The sequence below is a fragment of the Paenibacillus sp. FSL M7-1046 genome, from assembly GCF_038007405.1.
In the GTDB taxonomy this organism is placed as follows: domain Bacteria; phylum Bacillota; class Bacilli; order Paenibacillales; family Paenibacillaceae; genus Paenibacillus_AQ.
Genome location: NZ_JBBOXB010000001.1, coordinates 622,483 through 637,421, shown reverse-complemented (window position 1 = coordinate 637,421; position 14,939 = coordinate 622,483). Strand labels below are relative to the sequence as shown.

Annotated in this window: 13 protein-coding genes; all 13 read left to right on the top strand. The window is 56.9% G+C overall.

Annotated features, from left to right (window positions below):
- Positions 1–70 precede the first annotated feature (70 nt).
- Positions 71–1,603 (top strand): ABC transporter ATP-binding protein, encoded by a 1,533-nt coding sequence (locus NYE29_RS02450; protein ID WP_340894201.1) that lies wholly within the window; start codon positions 71–73, stop codon positions 1,601–1,603.
- Positions 1,600–2,715: an ABC transporter permease gene (locus tag NYE29_RS02445; protein ID WP_076114161.1), complete on the top strand. Its 1,116-nt coding sequence runs from the start codon at positions 1,600–1,602 to the stop codon at positions 2,713–2,715. Before NYE29_RS02450 ends, NYE29_RS02445 begins: the two co-directional genes overlap by 4 nt.
- A gap of 30 nt (positions 2,716–2,745) precedes the next feature.
- On the top strand, positions 2,746–3,675 hold the full coding sequence (locus NYE29_RS02440) for an ABC transporter permease (RefSeq protein WP_038587328.1): 930 nt from the start codon (positions 2,746–2,748) through the stop codon (positions 3,673–3,675).
- Positions 3,676–3,715: 40 nt separating this feature from the next.
- The gene (locus NYE29_RS02435) at positions 3,716–4,660 is read left to right on the top strand and encodes an FAD binding domain-containing protein (RefSeq protein WP_340894200.1); all 945 of its coding nucleotides are present in this window, start codon (positions 3,716–3,718) and stop codon (positions 4,658–4,660) included.
- A 36-nt stretch (positions 4,661–4,696) separates the two neighbouring features.
- On the top strand, positions 4,697–7,018 hold the full coding sequence (gene pucD / locus NYE29_RS02430; RefSeq protein ID WP_340899585.1) for a xanthine dehydrogenase subunit D: 2,322 nt from the start codon (positions 4,697–4,699) through the stop codon (positions 7,016–7,018).
- Positions 7,008–7,556: a (2Fe-2S)-binding protein gene (locus NYE29_RS02425; RefSeq protein ID WP_340894199.1), complete on the top strand. Its 549-nt coding sequence runs from the start codon at positions 7,008–7,010 to the stop codon at positions 7,554–7,556. Before pucD ends, NYE29_RS02425 begins: the two co-directional genes overlap by 11 nt.
- Entirely contained in the window at positions 7,553–8,074 is a 522-nt protein-coding gene (gene uraD, locus NYE29_RS02420; RefSeq protein ID WP_340894197.1) for a 2-oxo-4-hydroxy-4-carboxy-5-ureidoimidazoline decarboxylase, read from the top strand. Before NYE29_RS02425 ends, uraD begins: the two co-directional genes overlap by 4 nt.
- An 82-nt stretch (positions 8,075–8,156) precedes the next feature.
- Positions 8,157–8,483 carry a hypothetical protein gene (locus NYE29_RS02415; RefSeq protein ID WP_340894196.1) on the top strand — a complete coding sequence of 109 codons (327 nt, stop codon included), beginning with the start codon at positions 8,157–8,159 and terminating at the stop codon, positions 8,481–8,483.
- The gene (uraH, locus tag NYE29_RS02410) at positions 8,480–8,869 is read left to right on the top strand and encodes a hydroxyisourate hydrolase (RefSeq protein WP_340894195.1); all 390 of its coding nucleotides are present in this window, start codon (positions 8,480–8,482) and stop codon (positions 8,867–8,869) included. Before NYE29_RS02415 ends, uraH begins: the two co-directional genes overlap by 4 nt.
- A 39-nt stretch (positions 8,870–8,908) precedes the next feature.
- Positions 8,909–10,303, top strand: a complete 1,395-nt coding sequence (locus tag NYE29_RS02405; RefSeq protein WP_340894193.1) for an allantoinase — start codon at positions 8,909–8,911, stop codon at positions 10,301–10,303.
- Complete coding sequence (locus NYE29_RS02400) at positions 10,300–11,595, top strand: Zn-dependent hydrolase (protein WP_340894192.1); 1,296 nt, start codon at positions 10,300–10,302, stop codon at positions 11,593–11,595. Before NYE29_RS02405 ends, NYE29_RS02400 begins: the two co-directional genes overlap by 4 nt.
- Before the next feature lie 22 nt (positions 11,596–11,617).
- On the top strand, positions 11,618–12,850 hold the full coding sequence (locus tag NYE29_RS02395) for a pyridoxal-phosphate-dependent aminotransferase family protein (RefSeq protein WP_340894191.1): 1,233 nt from the start codon (positions 11,618–11,620) through the stop codon (positions 12,848–12,850).
- A 158-nt stretch (positions 12,851–13,008) separates the two neighbouring features.
- Entirely contained in the window at positions 13,009–14,814 is a 1,806-nt protein-coding gene (locus NYE29_RS02390; RefSeq protein WP_340894190.1) for an adenine deaminase, read from the top strand.
- Positions 14,815–14,939: the final 125 nt, after the last annotated feature.

Genomic DNA, 14,939 nt, shown 5'->3' with positions numbered 1-14,939 from the left:
GTGGGGCGGGTTCCGGGAAGGGGAACCTTCCCCACCCGTCCTACAAGTATAAGGAAAGGAGCGTCCCATAATGCAGAATCATTCAGTTGAAATGCGCGGAATTGTGAAGAGGTTCGGAGCTGTAACGGCAAGCGATCAAGTCGATTTTTCGGCAAATGCGGGTGAAGTTCATGCGTTGCTTGGTGAGAACGGAGCAGGAAAAAGCACGGTCATGAGCATGCTGTCAGGGGTATACCGGGCGGATGAAGGCGAACTTTTCATTCACGGTAAACTGGCCAAAATCCGTTCCCCCAAGGATGCAGCATCCCTCGGCGTAGGCATGGTATTTCAAAATTTCAGACTGGTGCAAAGTCTCACGGCAGCGGAGAACATCGTGCTTGGCGAAAAGTCGTCTTTCTGGCGTGGAAGCAAATGGATGAAAAATAAGCATTTGGAGATTGAGGCGCTGGCTGAGCGCTTCGGTCTGATGTTTCCGGTAGACTGCCCGATCTGGCAGCTGTCTGTCGGTGAACAGCAACGTGTGGAAATCGTCAAAACGCTGTACCGCGGCGCGGATATCATCATTCTGGATGAGCCAACCTCCGTGTTAACCCCGGGTGAGGCGGAGCAGCTGTTCGAAACGCTGAAGGCGATGAAGCAGGCGGGTAAGACGGTGATCATGACCACACATAAAATGAAGGAAGTTATGGCTTCTTCCGACCGTATTTCCGTTATGCGCAAAGGGAAAATGATCGCTACGCTGAACACGGCGCAGACAGATGAACTGGAGCTTGCCCGGCTGATGGTAGGCCGGGAGGTTACGATCAGCCGCCAGGAGCGGGAAGCTACCCAAGGTGAGGCACTGCTGGTTGTACGGAATTTGGACGTCGCTGCCGATCAAGGCCGTAAAGCCCTGGACGGCTTGTCCCTGACTGTAAACGAAGGGGAGATCGTAGGGGTCGCAGGTGTTGCCGGCAATGGACAAAAGGAGCTGGCGGAAGTGCTTACGGGGCTTAGGACTTGGCGGAGCGGCGAGATTATATTTGACGGCAGTCCGGTAAAAGCGGCTTCGGTGCGGGGCGCAATTGATTCGGGAATATCTCATGTGCCGGAGAACCGGATGAAGAGCGGCCTTGCCGGACGGCTGGGCTCAGTGGACAATCTGCTGTTCAAGTCCTACCGCAGTGAAGAGCACTCCAAACTCGGCTTTCTGAAGGCAGCGAAGAACCGTTCCTGGTCGCGGGAGCTGGTTGAGCGCTTCAATGTGAAAACTCCCGAGCTGGATACGCCAGTCCAGCAAATGTCGGGCGGCAATCAGCAGAAGCTGCTGTTTGCCCGGGAGGTCAGCCACAACCCTAAGCTGATGGTGGCGGTTCACCCGACGCAAGGTCTGGATGTAGGCGCGGCAGCCGGTGTCCATGAACTGCTGATGGAGCTGCGCGGCTCAGGCAGCGGAGTGCTGCTCATCTCGGAGGATCTGGATGAACTGCTGCAATTATCCGACCGGATATTGGTGATTTATAACGGTTCGATCCTTGGGGAAAGTGACCATGAGAATGCAGATAGAGAGAGAATTGGCTTGCTGATGGCCGGGATTCAGAACAGGGAGGAGAGCGCCGTATGAGTCCGAAGAATATAAGCAATGCTGCAGCGCTTGATCCTGTTCCGGCCAAACCGGGCAACCGGTCCAAGCTGCGGCTGGAGTATGATTCAAGCCGAACCCGCTCTCCGTGGTGGACTCCCGTTCTGTCTGTCATTCTGGCCCTGCTGCTTTGCGCGGTGTTTATTGCCGCCAACGGCATGAGTCCAGTGGTCGTATACGAGAAGATGTTCCGCGGTGCTTTTGGCACCTCTTACGGTCTTACCGAAACGATGGTCAAAGCCATTCCGCTGCTGCTCTGCGGACTTGGCATTGCTGTAGCCTACCGGATTTCCGTCTGGAACATCGGCGCGGAAGGACAATTGACGGTCGGAGCGATGGCAGCTACGGCAGTGACGATTTATTTTCCCGATTTGCCTTCGTTCTGGTCCATTTCTTTGATGCTAGTGTTCGGCACTGCCGCAGGTGCGCTCTGGGGACTGATGACGGCAATTCCGCGGACGCATTTCGGGGTCAATGAGCTGATTACATCCCTGATGCTGAACTACGTGGCCCTGCTTGCTCTTGATTATGTGGTATTCGGGCCCTGGAAAGATCCGAAGGGCTTTAACTTCCCGGGCTCTCCGATGTTTACCGCCGCCCAGTCCCTGCCGGTTCTCGGCACCACAAGGCTGCACATCGGGCTGATCTTCGGCCTTGTCGCTGTGGCTATCTATTATCTGATGATTAAGTTCACCCGCTGGGGTTATGAGCTGCGGCTGATTGGTGCCAATCCGACGGCTGCCCGTTATGCAGGTATCCATATCAAACGCCATATTATTGTCGTAATGCTGATTAGCGGCGGTCTTGCCGGAATTGCCGGAATGGCGGAGGTTTCCGGAGTTACACATAAGCTGATGCAGGGGATTTCTCCGGGTTACGGATATACTGCGATCATTGTCGCCTGGCTTGCCAAGCTGAATCCGCTCGGACTGATTGTCACTTCGATTCTGTTCGGCGGCCTGATTGTCGGCGGCTATAGTGTGCAGACCATCGGGCTGCCTTCGTCCATTTCAGAAATGCTGCAGGGCTCGATCCTGTTCTTCCTGATTGCAGGGGATATGATTCACCGTTTCCGCTTCCGCCGGAGCGCATAGCTGTTTCTGCTGAGAGAAGGGAGTTAAACCATGGATTTCACTACACAGTTATTAATCGCCGCCATTTCCGCCGGAACGCCGCTGCTGCTGGCTACACTGGGAGGCATCCTGAATGAGCGTGCAGGGATTATCCAGCTTGGCGCTGAAGGGCTGATGCTGATGGGGGCGGTAACCACCTGTATCATCTACATCCGCAGCGGCAGCCTGCTGCTGGCTCTGCTCGCAGCGGTGGCCGTCACCGCCTTGCTAGGCCTGGTGCATTCGTTTCTCACCGTCACACTCCGGGCGAACCAGACGATGTCAGGTCTGGCCATGACCTTGTTCGGCAGCGGGCTCAGCGCTTATCTGGGCAAGTCCATCAGCGGATTGCCGCTGCCGGGAACTTCGCCGAAGCTGGATCTCGGCTGGGTTAAGTCAGTCCCGGTGATAGGAGATCTCTTTGGCAGGTTGGATTACCTGACCTGGTTCAGCCTGCTGCTCGTTCTGGTGCTGCATCTGCTGATTCACCATACCTCCTGGGGACTGCATTTACGTGCGGTCGGGGACAGTCCGGCCACGGCGGATGTTATGGGGATCCGCGTACAGCTGATCCGTTACAGCTACGTGACAGCCGGTGCGGCATTGATCGGCCTTGCGGGTGCGGATATGGTGCTGGCATACGCGCCGACCTGGAATGAAGGCCTCACGGCAGGACGCGGCTGGATTGCCGTCGGGCTGGTGATCTTCGCCAGATGGAATCCGCTGCGTGCCCTCTTTTGCGCTTACTTCTTCGGTGCACTGGATTCGCTTGGTTTCCGCCTCCAGCTGCTCGGCAGCGCAATTCCGCCTTATTTCCTTAAGATGATTCCGTACGTCGTAACGATTCTCGTGCTGATGTACCTCGGTTACCGCAACCGCAACAAACCATCCGGCACGCCGGAGTCACTGGGTACACCTTATATCCGCGAGCAGCGTTTTTGACGCAGCGGCGCTGATTGAATCAGCGAGATGAATATAATGCATGGAAGAAATGCCAACTGGTGAGGAGGCGGAAGTGATGGGAGCTATATGGAGTGAAAAGCCGGCTCCCCCGGCAGTGCATCAGCCCCGCAGCCTGCAGGAGGCATGGGAGCTGAAGACGATATTAGGCGAAGGAGCTGTATATGTATCCGGCGGAACGCTGCTGCGGACACAATGGGAAGCGGGGACGGCTCCTCTGCCGCAGCAGATGATCGATTTACGGAATATCGCCGGGATGGGTGAAATCGGACTCGCTGAAGATTATTTAACCATAGGTTCTCTGGTTTCGCTGTCGCAATGCCGCGGGAACAGGGATTTGCGTGAGATCGCTCCGGCGGTGCAGGAGGCGGTCCGCAACATTGCCGCACCCGCAGTGCGCAATCTGGCTACACTTGGCGGCAATATATCTTCCGGTTATGGAGATATTCTCCCGGCGCTGCTGGTTTACGATGCCGAAGTGGCCTCCTTCGACGGCAAATTCCTTTCGGTGCAGCCTGTTGAGGCCTGGCTGAAACGCCGCTGGAGCGGGGAGAAGCCGGCAGCTGAACTTCTTGCCGGGATCCGCTTTCCTTCGGCAGGGCATGAACATGGGGAGCAGAGTAAGCTGGAGATCTTTCGCAAGGTGGGGCGGCGGGATGCCTTTACAGCCTCGCTCGTTACCATAGCTGTTGCAGCAAGTCTCGATGCCGCAAGCTGCAGCCTGAGTGGTGTCCGCATTGCAGCAGGCGGAGGTACCGGCAGACCACAGCGGCTTCCGGCGGCTGAAGCGCTTCTGGAAGGTGCTGTCTACAGCGACAGTCTGATGGCTGCAGTGTACGAGGCGGTGGAGAGCAGTTTTGACACATATAGTGATCCTTTTTCCACCGAAGCCTATAAGCGGAAAACCGCGGGCAATCTCATCGTTTCTGAATTGTGGAAGGGCTTGAATGCAGGCGGAGGAGAGTAAACGTTATAGAAAATTAGGTGGATTGGGGTGAGGGGAATGCTGCTGAACAAGGAATCCAGCGGAGGCCGCTGGCGTACACGGCCCGACGGGCAGGGGAAAGTATCCGGCAAGCTGCAGTATTTAACCGATATGAGCGCCGAAGGGATGCTGACCGGACGGGTGCTGCGCAGCCATCAGGCCCATGCCCGCATTCTGTCTATCCGCACGGCAAAGGCACTTGAGGTTCCTGGAGTACATGCGGTCATTACCCATGAGGATGTGCCCGGGCTGAACGGCTTCGGTATTGCCCTGCCGCATCAGCCGGTCTTCTGCAGCGACCGGGTGCGTTATACCGGCGACGCGATTGCCGCTGTAGCTGCGGACAGCGATGAAATTGCCGAATATGCGCTATCGCTGATTGATGTGGACTATGAGCAGCTGCCGCTGCTGGAGGATGCTGAGGAAGCCATGAAGCCCGAGGCGATCCTGCTGCATGAAGAGGGCAATGTGCTTCATCATACGGAATACCGCAAGGGCGAACCGGCAGCGGCGTTCGCAGGCTGTGCCCATGTTGTGGAAGAGACCTACTGGACGCCGCGCCAGATGCATACGTACATGGAGACCGAAGGCGGATTGTTTATCCCAGAGTCAAACGGAAGGCTAACAGTCTACTCAGCAACACAGCATGGTCTGATGGATCGCAGGCAGCTGTCGCGGATACTGAACCTCCCGGAGGCGGATATCCGGGTCATTTCCAGTCCGATCGGCGGTTCATTCGGCGGCAAAGACGAATTGAATGTCCAGCCGTATGGAGCGCTGCTCGCACTGCGGACCCGGCGTCCGGTCCGGCTGCATAATTCCCGCGCGGAATCGCTGCGCGCCGGGCTGAAGCGCCATCCCATGAAGATTACAATGAAGACTGGCTGCGACGGCGAGGGGACGATCATGGCCCATCAGGTGCGGATTATTTCCGATACCGGGGCCTATGCGACACTGGGGGCGGAAGTGCTGAATTTTGCCACGGAGCATGTGGTAGGTCCCTATCAGATCCGCCATGTGGAGGTGGAGGGCTTTGCGGTGTATACGAACAATGGTGTATCCGGTGAATTCCGCGGCTTTGGCGGCAATCAGGCGATCTTTGCCCTGGAAGGGCAGGTAGACCGCCTCGCTGAACGGCTGAATCTGCATCCGTGGGAGCTGCGCCGCCGGAACTTGCGGCGCTACGGCGATCCAGGGCCGCTTGGGCAGGAGATCGCCCAGACGCATGGGGCGATGCAGGTGTGGGAGGCGCTGGCGGCATCTCCGCTGATGCAGGAAGCGGAGTTGCCTCATACTGGAGCTGATGATTCAGAGGCTCCGGGTACTCCGGCTGCGATGCCGAAGGAGCCGTGGATTGTGACCGGAACCGGCGCGGCGATTGCCATGCACGGTGCAGGCCTCGGTTATGGTATTCCCGATCCGGGAGGCGGACGGCTGTCGCTGGCACTGGACGGCAAGATCGAGGCGGTCTTCGGCTACGAGGAATTCGGCCAAGGGCTGATAGCGACAATGGAGCAGATGCTGATCGAGCAGTACGGATTTGCTGCAGATGACCTTAGGATCGTCATTGGCGATACGGATGTAGTGCCGGACAGCGGCTCCAGCACTGCTTCCCGCTCCACAAGCATGATGTGGATGGCGCTGAAGCGGCTGCATCCGGATTTTACAGCCCGGCTGCTGGAAGCTGCAGCGGCCAGGACGGGAGCAGCGGTTGAAGGCTTGAAGCCCGGCCCCGGAGGAATCCGGCATAAGGATGGCGGGCTGCTGCTGTCCTATACGGAGCTTGCGCGCAGCATCACAGAGCCGATTGTCTGTGAGACAGTGTTCAAATATCCGACCACCAAGCTGGAACGGGTGGGTGCCCATTTTCTGTACACGTATTCCGCCATCGCGGTCAAGGTGGAGGTCAATCTGCTGACCGGCCGGGTCCGCGTGACCGATCAGTATCATGCGGTAGCGGCCGGTCCCGTTGCCAATCCGCAAGGCTATCTGGGACAGATTGAAGGCGGCAGCAGTATGGCCATCGGCTTTACATTAACGGAAGATGCGGTGATGGCTGGCGGCAGCTATGTAACGAAGAACATGGATACGTATCTGGTTCCTACGATTGTCGATATGAACGGCAGCATCCAGGTGCAGCCGATTGAAGATTTACCGGAGCATGATACTTACGGCCCCCGCGGCATTGGGGAAGTCGGTTCGGTCAATCTGGCCCCCGCAGTCGCTTCTGCTGTATTCCAGGCGGTTCACAAACGGGTCAACCGGCTGCCGATCGAACCCGAATGGCTGCAGGCTACGCCGTTTATTCCGCAGAAGGCGGTGAAGACGCATGTCGGATAACTACGAATTGGACATTAAGGAGAATCAAAGCGGACTTGCACCACAGCAGGCAGCGAGGGATACCGGGGCGGGGTTCACACTGAGCTGCAACATCAACGGCCAAGAGGTGTCTACGGAGGTTCCGCCGGCCCGCCGGCTGCTGAGCATTCTGCGCGAGGATTTGGAGCTTACCGGAACCAAAAGATCCTGCGAAATTGGCCGCTGCGGAGCCTGCATGGTTCTGATCGACGGCCGGCCGGTCAACTCTTGCCTGACGATGGCTTATCAATGCGAGGGAACGGAGATTACAACCATTGAAGGGCTCAGTGAAGCGGGGCTGCATCCTGTGCAGCGTGCTTTTCTGGAAGAGGGAGGATTTCAGTGCGGCTACTGCACACCGGGGATGGTGATCTCGGTAGTCGCCCTGCTGGAGGAGAATCCGTCGCCTTCGCAGGAGGAAGTGGAAGAAGCGCTGTCGGGGAATATTTGCCGCTGCACCGGTTATGGCGGGATCTTGCGTGCGGTAAACAAAGCGATAGAAAGCGGGGTGGGCCGATGACTGTGCCGGATGATTTTTTAACGCTGGATAAGATCAATGGGCTAGGTAAGGAGGAATTCGTGAGAACCCTTGGAGGGATATTTGAGCATTCACCCTGGGTGGCGGAGGGGGCTTACGGGTACATTCCTTTTCAGTCCGTGGAACAGCTGCACGGTGTCATGCTGGAAACGGCACAAAGTGCGGAGCGAAGCCGGATTGAGGAGCTGCTGAGGTCCCATCCTGATCTGGCCACGCGGCTGCAGGTCACGCCGCTGTCGGCGGCAGAACAGCAGGGGGCAGGTCTGGATCAGCTGACACCTGCTGAGTTCGAGCGTTTGACCGGGTTGAATGCGGCGTATACGGAGAAGTTTCATTTCCCTTTTATTCTCGCTGTACGCGGTAAAAACAAGGATGACATTATCAAAGCGATCGGGGAACGGGTCGACCGTTCATTGGCGGAAGAATGGGAGCAGGCGCTCTATGAAATCGGCAAAATCACCAGCTTCCGGCTCCGCGACCTGATAACGGAAGAAAAATGATGCATTTAAAACGATGCAGCTAAAACTGCATCTTTGAGAATTAATGCTGCATTCACTACACAACCCCGCAGGAGGGATAGCCATGCCGGAACGGATGAAGGTACACGCCAAAAGACGGCAGAATGAGCAATTGGATGAGCAACTGAACAGACCACTGAACGGACATTGGATTAAACATCGGATTGAACTGATAAAGCATGGAACGAAAGGTTTAGATAACTTCAACTTTGAAAATTCAACGGAAAAAGCTTGGCAGTGGGCGGGCATCCGTGTGATGGATATATCTCTCTTGCTGAAGTCAGGTTGGAAGGACGGGTGCCGGTGCATGCTCCGCAGGATATATCTGCGGGTTGGCCTGCCATGCCGGATTATAGTTAGTACCGTGGTTCCCGGAGGGATTCCGGCATGAGCGGGCGGCTGACTACCCACGTTCTCGACCTGTCCGGGGGCATCCCCGCTGCCGGCATGGCACTTCAGCTATGGAGGCTGGAAGACGGGGCAGCTTCACTGCTGCGCGAAGCTCTAACGAATGCCGATGGCAGATTGGACGCTCCGCTGCTGGAAGGTGCAGAACTGGCAGCCGGCACCTACGAGCTGCTGTTTATGGCCGGAGATTATTTTCGCAGCAGCAGTTTGCCGTTTGAAGCCTCCGGAGAAGGGGGCAGTGCTGATGGAGCCGCTCCATTCTTTCTCGAACAAATCCCGATCCGCTTCAATATAACTGATTCGTCCGCCCATTATCATGTTCCGTTACTGGTGGCTCCCGGAGGGTACAGCACGTACCGGGGAAGCTAATGAAATCATAAAGATCAGATGACCGGAGGTGACCGATTCATGGAAGAAACCTATGAGCTTATCATCACAAATGGAGATGTAGTGCTCCCCGGGGAAGTGCTTAAGCTGGATATCGGGGTGAAGGACGGCAAGATCGCTGCCCTCGGCAAGCAGCTTGCGGCAGGAGCGGATACCCGCATCCTTGATGCGGAAGGACTATATGTGCTGCCGGGCATGATTGACATGCATGTCCACTTTAATGAACCGGCACTGGGCCATTGGGAAGGCTTCCGTACCGGTTCGGCGGCGCTGGCGGCAGGAGGCATCACCTGTTATGCAGATATGCCGCTGAACGGCAACCCGCCAACGGTCAATCAAGCCGCACTGCAGCTCAAGGCAGAAGCCGCATCCGGGAACTCTGCAGTGGATTATGTGCTGTGGGGCGGACTCGTTCCCGGCAATCTGGAAGATTTGGAGCATCTTGCGGCAGCCGGGGTTACAGGCTTTAAGGCCTTTATCTCCAACCCCGGCGGTGAAGGGGAAGGGAGATTCCGCGAGGTGGACGATGATACCCTCTATCAAGGGATGAAGAAAATTGCTGCGCTCGGCGGCATTCTTGCACTGCATGCAGAGAGCGAGGAGTTGACGGCGGCGTTGTCGGCCGACGCCCTGCGCAGCGGGCGGACCGGAGCGCGCGATTTTGCCGCTTCCCGCCCGGCGGAAGCCGAGCTGGAAGCGGTAGCCAAAGCGCTGCTATACAGTGAGCGAACCGGCTGCCGGCTGCACTTCGTGCATATCAGCACTTCTGCCGCGATTGAAATGATTCATGCTGCCAAGCTGCGCGGCCTTGATGTTACTGCGGAAACCTGCCCCCACTATCTCATCCTGAATGAGGATAACATGGAGGAACTGGGACCGCTGGCCAAATGTGCACCCCCGCTGCGCAGCCTGGAGGAACAAGAAAGCTTGTGGAAGGTACTCGCAGACGGTAAAATCGATCTCATCGCCTCAGACCATTCGCCTTGTCCGACAGAGCTTAAGCTTGCTCCCGGATTGTCTTTTTTTGAAGCGTGGGGCGGTATTTCCGGCGCACAGAGCAGCCTGGAGCTGATGTTCCACGAAGGGGTGAATGTGCGTGGGCTGCCAGTTACGCAGATTTCTGCGCTGCTGTCAGGACTTCCGGCGCGGCGATTCGGGCTGGATCACCGTAAAGGTTCGATCGCACCCGGGTTGGATGCCGATCTGGTACTGCTGAATCCGGATCACTCCTATACCTTGGCGGCAGAAGATCTGTTATACCGTCATAAACATAGTCCTTATACCGGAATGACCTTGTCCTGCAAGGTAATGGCAACGCTCAGCCGGGGTACGGTTGTCTACAACGCGGAACAAGGTGTGGTGGCCGAAGGCGGCGGGGAATGGCTGCGGACCTATGAAGGGCAGCCCTCTATATGAATACGCCGCTGATTCAGGCACCGGCCCGGGAGATGCTGATGCTGCTGGAGGAGCTTGCCGCTTTCAGCGCCCCCGGACCCGGGGTTACCAGGCTGCTGTACACACCGGAATGGCTTCAGGCCCAGCAGTTTCTGCAGGAGCGGATGGCCGGGATGGGCCTGGCGGTCAGGACAGACAGGGTGGGGAATGTTTATGGACGGCTCGGCGGATCACAACCGGACAGTAAAGTGATATTAACCGGATCTCATATTGATACGGTTCTGAACGGCGGCAAATATGACGGCGCTTATGGAATAGCCGCCGCCATGACGGCTCTGAATTATTTGCAGCAGAACTTCGGGCAGCCGCTGCGGACCCTGGAGGTTGTATCCTTCAGCGAAGAAGAAGGCAGCAGGTTTCCCTTGACCTTCTGGGGCTCGGGCCATGTTACGGGCCTGTATGATGGAAGCGAAGCCGAGACAGCCGCCGATTCAGAGGGTGTAACGATAAAATCAGCGATGGAAGCCTGCGGCTTAAGCTCGGAGCACCCGCTAGGAGATTTCCGGGATCTGGGAGATCATAGAGCAGTTGCGGCAGGACAAACGGCAGCCAGAACAGATATCGGCGTTTTTGTCGAATTGCATATTGAACAGGGGATTGTGCTGGAACAATCCGCGCTGCAGATTGGGGTCGTGCAGGCCATCGCCGGACAGAGGCGCTTTACCGTTAAGGTCGGCGGAACTGCCAATCATGCCGGCACAACACCGATGCTGCACCGGCGGGATGCGCTTGCCGGTGCAGCGGAAATGCTGCTGGAGCTGGAACGCTCTGCGGTGGAAGCCGGAGATCCGCTGGTAGCCACTTCAGGCAGGCTTGAGGTTTACCCGGGCACATCAAATGTTATTCCGGGGGACGTGCAGTTTACGCTGGACATCCGCCACAGTGAGGCGAAAAGGCTGGAGAGCTTCTGCTCTGGAGTGATGGCCGGATTTGAGGACATTGCAGCCAGGCGGGGACTAGCGCTGGAAGTGGTCATGACGTTGTCCACAGCGCCTGCGCCTATGGATCAAGGCCTGAGCAGGACGCTGGAACAGATCTGCCTGATTCAGGGGAAAACCTTCCGCACCATGATCAGCGGAGCAGGGCATGATGCCCAGCTGTTTGCGTCCGGATGCCGGACAGCCATGATTTTTGTGCCCAGCCGGGCGGGAATCAGCCATTCCCCGGATGAATACTCGTCGCCGGAGGAGCTGGCAGCCGGGTTGGATGTCTTAACAGCTATGTTATATGAATTAGCCTATAAAGAGAGCTGAGTTAGCCTAGGGAGAGATGATTATGAAGCGGTACGAAGATTTGTCGCCGTCTCTGCGGTGCATTATGACCCCGGGTCCGGTGGAAGTCGATCCGCGCGTGCTGCGGGCCATGTCTTTTCCGGTATTGGGACAGTTCGATCCCGAATTTACGGGTATTATGAATGAAACGATGGAGATGCTGCGGGAACTGTTCGTTACGGACAATCAATGGGCTTTCCCTGTGGACGGCACTTCACGCTCCGGAATTGAAGCGGCAATGGTCAGTTTGATTGCTCCGGGGGACCGGGTGCTGATTCCGATTTTTGGCCGCTTCGGCCATTTGCTGCATGAAATCGCCGAACGCTGCGGGGCAGAGGTGCTGACGCTTGAGAAGGAATGGGGGTGCGTGTTTGACCCCGAGGAAGTGATTGCAGCCATGAAGAGCTTCAAGCCTGATATCGTGGCAATCGTACATGGAGAGACCTCCACGGGACGTGTGCAGCCGCTGGCCGGCATCGGGCGGGCCTGCCGTGAGCAGGATGCCCTGCTGATTGTGGATGCGGTGGCGACGATCGGAGGTGTGCCTGTGGAGACAGATGCCTGGCTGCTGGATGCCGTGATCGGCGGCACGCAGAAATGCCTGTCCATTCCTTCGGGCATGGCCCCGGTTACGTACAATGCACGGGCGGAGGCCAAGCTACTGAAGCGCAAGCGGGTGGAGCGTGGCCTGAGGACTGGTGAGGTGCAGGCTGAAGCGCTGGATTTTGTGCGCAGCAATTATTTTGACCTGGGAATGCTTCAGGATTACTGGAGCCCCCAGCGGCTGAATCATCATACAGAGATGACCTCCATGCTTTATGCGCTGCGCGAAGGGCTGCGGCTGGTGCTTGAGGAAGGGCTGGAGGCCCGGCATGCCCGGCATGCGCTGCATGAAGAGGCGCTAGTAGCCGGACTTACGGCAATGGGGCTGAAGCTGTACGGAGATCCTCAGAGCAAACTGACGGTGGTGACCTGTGTGCTTATTCCGGAGGGCGTTGACGGGGAAGCCGTGCGGACGATGCTGCTGGAACGCTTCGGCATTGAGATTGCCAGTTCTTTCGGGCCGTTAAAAGGGCGGATCTGGCGCATCGGCACGATGGGCTTCAGCTGCCGGGAGAATAATGTGCTACGCCTGCTCGGTGCGCTGGAGGGGGCGCTGCTGCGGCATGGGCATGCTGTTCCCGCCGGGCTTGGTGTTCAGGCGGCACTTGACGTATATGATGCAAAAGTAAGATAATCGGTTGAATACTGCAGCCGGTCGAATGTAGGGAACAGGTGCTGTCCGGATGAAGCGGACGGCCCGCGCTTTAACCAAGAAACGGCTTGCGTCCTGCAAAGGGCAGTAAGGCCGTTTTTCTTAAAATATATGCAAGATATCGGAGGGGAGTGGAAGTCATGACTTATATTAGAAAACCTTTGGCGGATTGTGTGCCTGAGCTTGTGGCTACAGCCCGCGGCGATCAGCCGGCATCTTTGGTAATAACCGGCGGGAAGCTGGTCAATGTAATCTCCGGTGAAATTCTGGAGGGAATGTCTGTTGCGGTACAGGGGGGGCGCATCGCCTATGTCGGTAAGGATGTTTCGCACACGATAGGAGCAGGCACACAGATCATTGATGCAGCCGGCAGATATATCGCTCCGGGACTGCTTGACGGACATTGTCATATTGAGAGCACACAGCTGACAGCAACGGAATTTGCCCGTGCGGTCTTGCCGCTAGGGACAACTGGCGGGTTCTTCGACGCACATGAGATTGCCAATGTGTTCGGACTGAAGGGCATCAAGCTGATGCTGGATGAGATGCGCGGCACACCGCTTGCCGCTTATATGCAGGTAGCTTCCTGTGTGCCTTCGGCGGGAGCTGAATTCGAAACAACCGGCGCTTCTATTGGACCGGAGGAAGTGGCGGAGGCTTATACCTGGGGGCCGGATGTTATTGCCCTCGGTGAGGTGATGAACTTTCCGGGTGTAGTCTACGGCGATGAGAAAATGCTCGGCGAGATCCAGGCTACGCTGCGGGCCGGCAGATATGTGGATGGGCATTTTACCTGGCCGTCCAGTGACTGGAGGCTTCCGGTCTATGCGGCAGCGGGTGTAACCGGTGACCATGAGTGTGTTACCGCAGAAGATGTGATCGAGCGTGTCCGTCTGGGGATGTATGCCAAAATGCGCCGCGGTTCCGCCTGGCATGATGTGGCGAAGACGATCACAGCGCATACCGAACACGGGCTGGACACGCGCCGGATGATGCTCGTTACCGATGACCGCAGCTCGGAATCACTGCGGGATGAAGGACATATGGATTTTGTGGTGCGCCATGCCATTTCCCAGGGTGTGAAGCCTGTCACTGCCTTCCAGATGGCAACGATCAATACCGCCGAGCGCTTCGGGGTAGCCCGCGATATCGGCTCAATTACTCCGGGCTCCTGCGCAGATATTATTTTGCTGGACGGAAATCTGGCCGATGTCAACGTCGTTATGACCATTGCTGCAGGTGTGGTCGTGGCCGAGAATGGCATCATGACGGCCTCGCTGCCGGCATTCACCTACCCGCAGGAAGTGCTGGCGTCCGTTCATTTGCCGCAGCTTCCGGTTCCGGATGATTTTATTATCCATGCTCCCGTGGAGTCGGGCAGTGTTGCTGTCCGGGTCATTAAGGTCATCGAGAACCATGTGGAGACCGGTGAACTCATTGTGCAGCGTCCTGTGAAGGACGGCAAGCTGCAGGTGGGAGACGGCCTATGCAAAATCGCTGTATTCGAACGGCATAAAGGAACCGGCAACAAATCGGTCGGGCTTGTGGAGGGAATTGGCTTCCATGAACCGGCGGCAATCGCCATGACCGTTGCCCACGACAGCCACAATGTGCTGATCATCGGCAACGATGATGAACTGATGGCCAAGGCTGCCCGGGCTGTAGCTGAAGCGCAGGGTGGAGTGGCTGTAATTACCGGCGGCGGCACGACCTTGTTCCCGCTTGCGATTGCCGGACTTATGTCCGCGGAACCATTTGAGACCGCTGCCGCCCAGTCCGCTGCTATCAGCAAAGCTCTGTACGATGCGGGCTGCACACTGAATTATGCTTTTATGACGCTGTCACTGCTTGCGCTTGCGGTAATTCCGACCTTGCGCATTTCGGATAAAGGACTGGTACGCATCTCTCCGGAAGAGGGAATCCAGCTGGTAACATTATTTTGCTAAGGCTGTCTTAGTCTTACAGTGACAAGTTTGAATTAAATAGAATGCTCTCTACTTAAATGGGGTGTCTCTTAGTCTGAATGCAGACAGAGACACCCCATTTCGCTATGAAATTGGTCCTTATATGG

What these genes read in the sequence shown, in the direction of transcription:
- NYE29_RS02450 (WP_340894201.1), top strand. Translation starts at nt 71, where the DNA reads ATGCAGAATCATTCAGTTGAAATGCGCGGAATTGTGAAGAGGTTCGGA.
- NYE29_RS02445 (WP_076114161.1), top strand. Translation starts at nt 1,600, where the DNA reads ATGAGTCCGAAGAATATAAGCAATGCTGCAGCGCTTGATCCTGTTCCG.
- NYE29_RS02440 (WP_038587328.1), top strand. Translation starts at nt 2,746, where the DNA reads ATGGATTTCACTACACAGTTATTAATCGCCGCCATTTCCGCCGGAACG.
- NYE29_RS02435 (WP_340894200.1), top strand. Translation starts at nt 3,716, where the DNA reads ATGGAAGAAATGCCAACTGGTGAGGAGGCGGAAGTGATGGGAGCTATA.
- pucD (WP_340899585.1), top strand. Translation starts at nt 4,697, where the DNA reads ATGCTGCTGAACAAGGAATCCAGCGGAGGCCGCTGGCGTACACGGCCC.
- NYE29_RS02425 (WP_340894199.1), top strand. Translation starts at nt 7,008, where the DNA reads ATGTCGGATAACTACGAATTGGACATTAAGGAGAATCAAAGCGGACTT.
- uraD (WP_340894197.1), top strand. Translation starts at nt 7,553, where the DNA reads ATGACTGTGCCGGATGATTTTTTAACGCTGGATAAGATCAATGGGCTA.
- NYE29_RS02415 (WP_340894196.1), top strand. Translation starts at nt 8,157, where the DNA reads ATGCCGGAACGGATGAAGGTACACGCCAAAAGACGGCAGAATGAGCAA.
- uraH (WP_340894195.1), top strand. Translation starts at nt 8,480, where the DNA reads ATGAGCGGGCGGCTGACTACCCACGTTCTCGACCTGTCCGGGGGCATC.
- NYE29_RS02405 (WP_340894193.1), top strand. Translation starts at nt 8,909, where the DNA reads ATGGAAGAAACCTATGAGCTTATCATCACAAATGGAGATGTAGTGCTC.
- NYE29_RS02400 (WP_340894192.1), top strand. Translation starts at nt 10,300, where the DNA reads ATGAATACGCCGCTGATTCAGGCACCGGCCCGGGAGATGCTGATGCTG.
- NYE29_RS02395 (WP_340894191.1), top strand. Translation starts at nt 11,618, where the DNA reads ATGAAGCGGTACGAAGATTTGTCGCCGTCTCTGCGGTGCATTATGACC.
- NYE29_RS02390 (WP_340894190.1), top strand. Translation starts at nt 13,009, where the DNA reads ATGACTTATATTAGAAAACCTTTGGCGGATTGTGTGCCTGAGCTTGTG.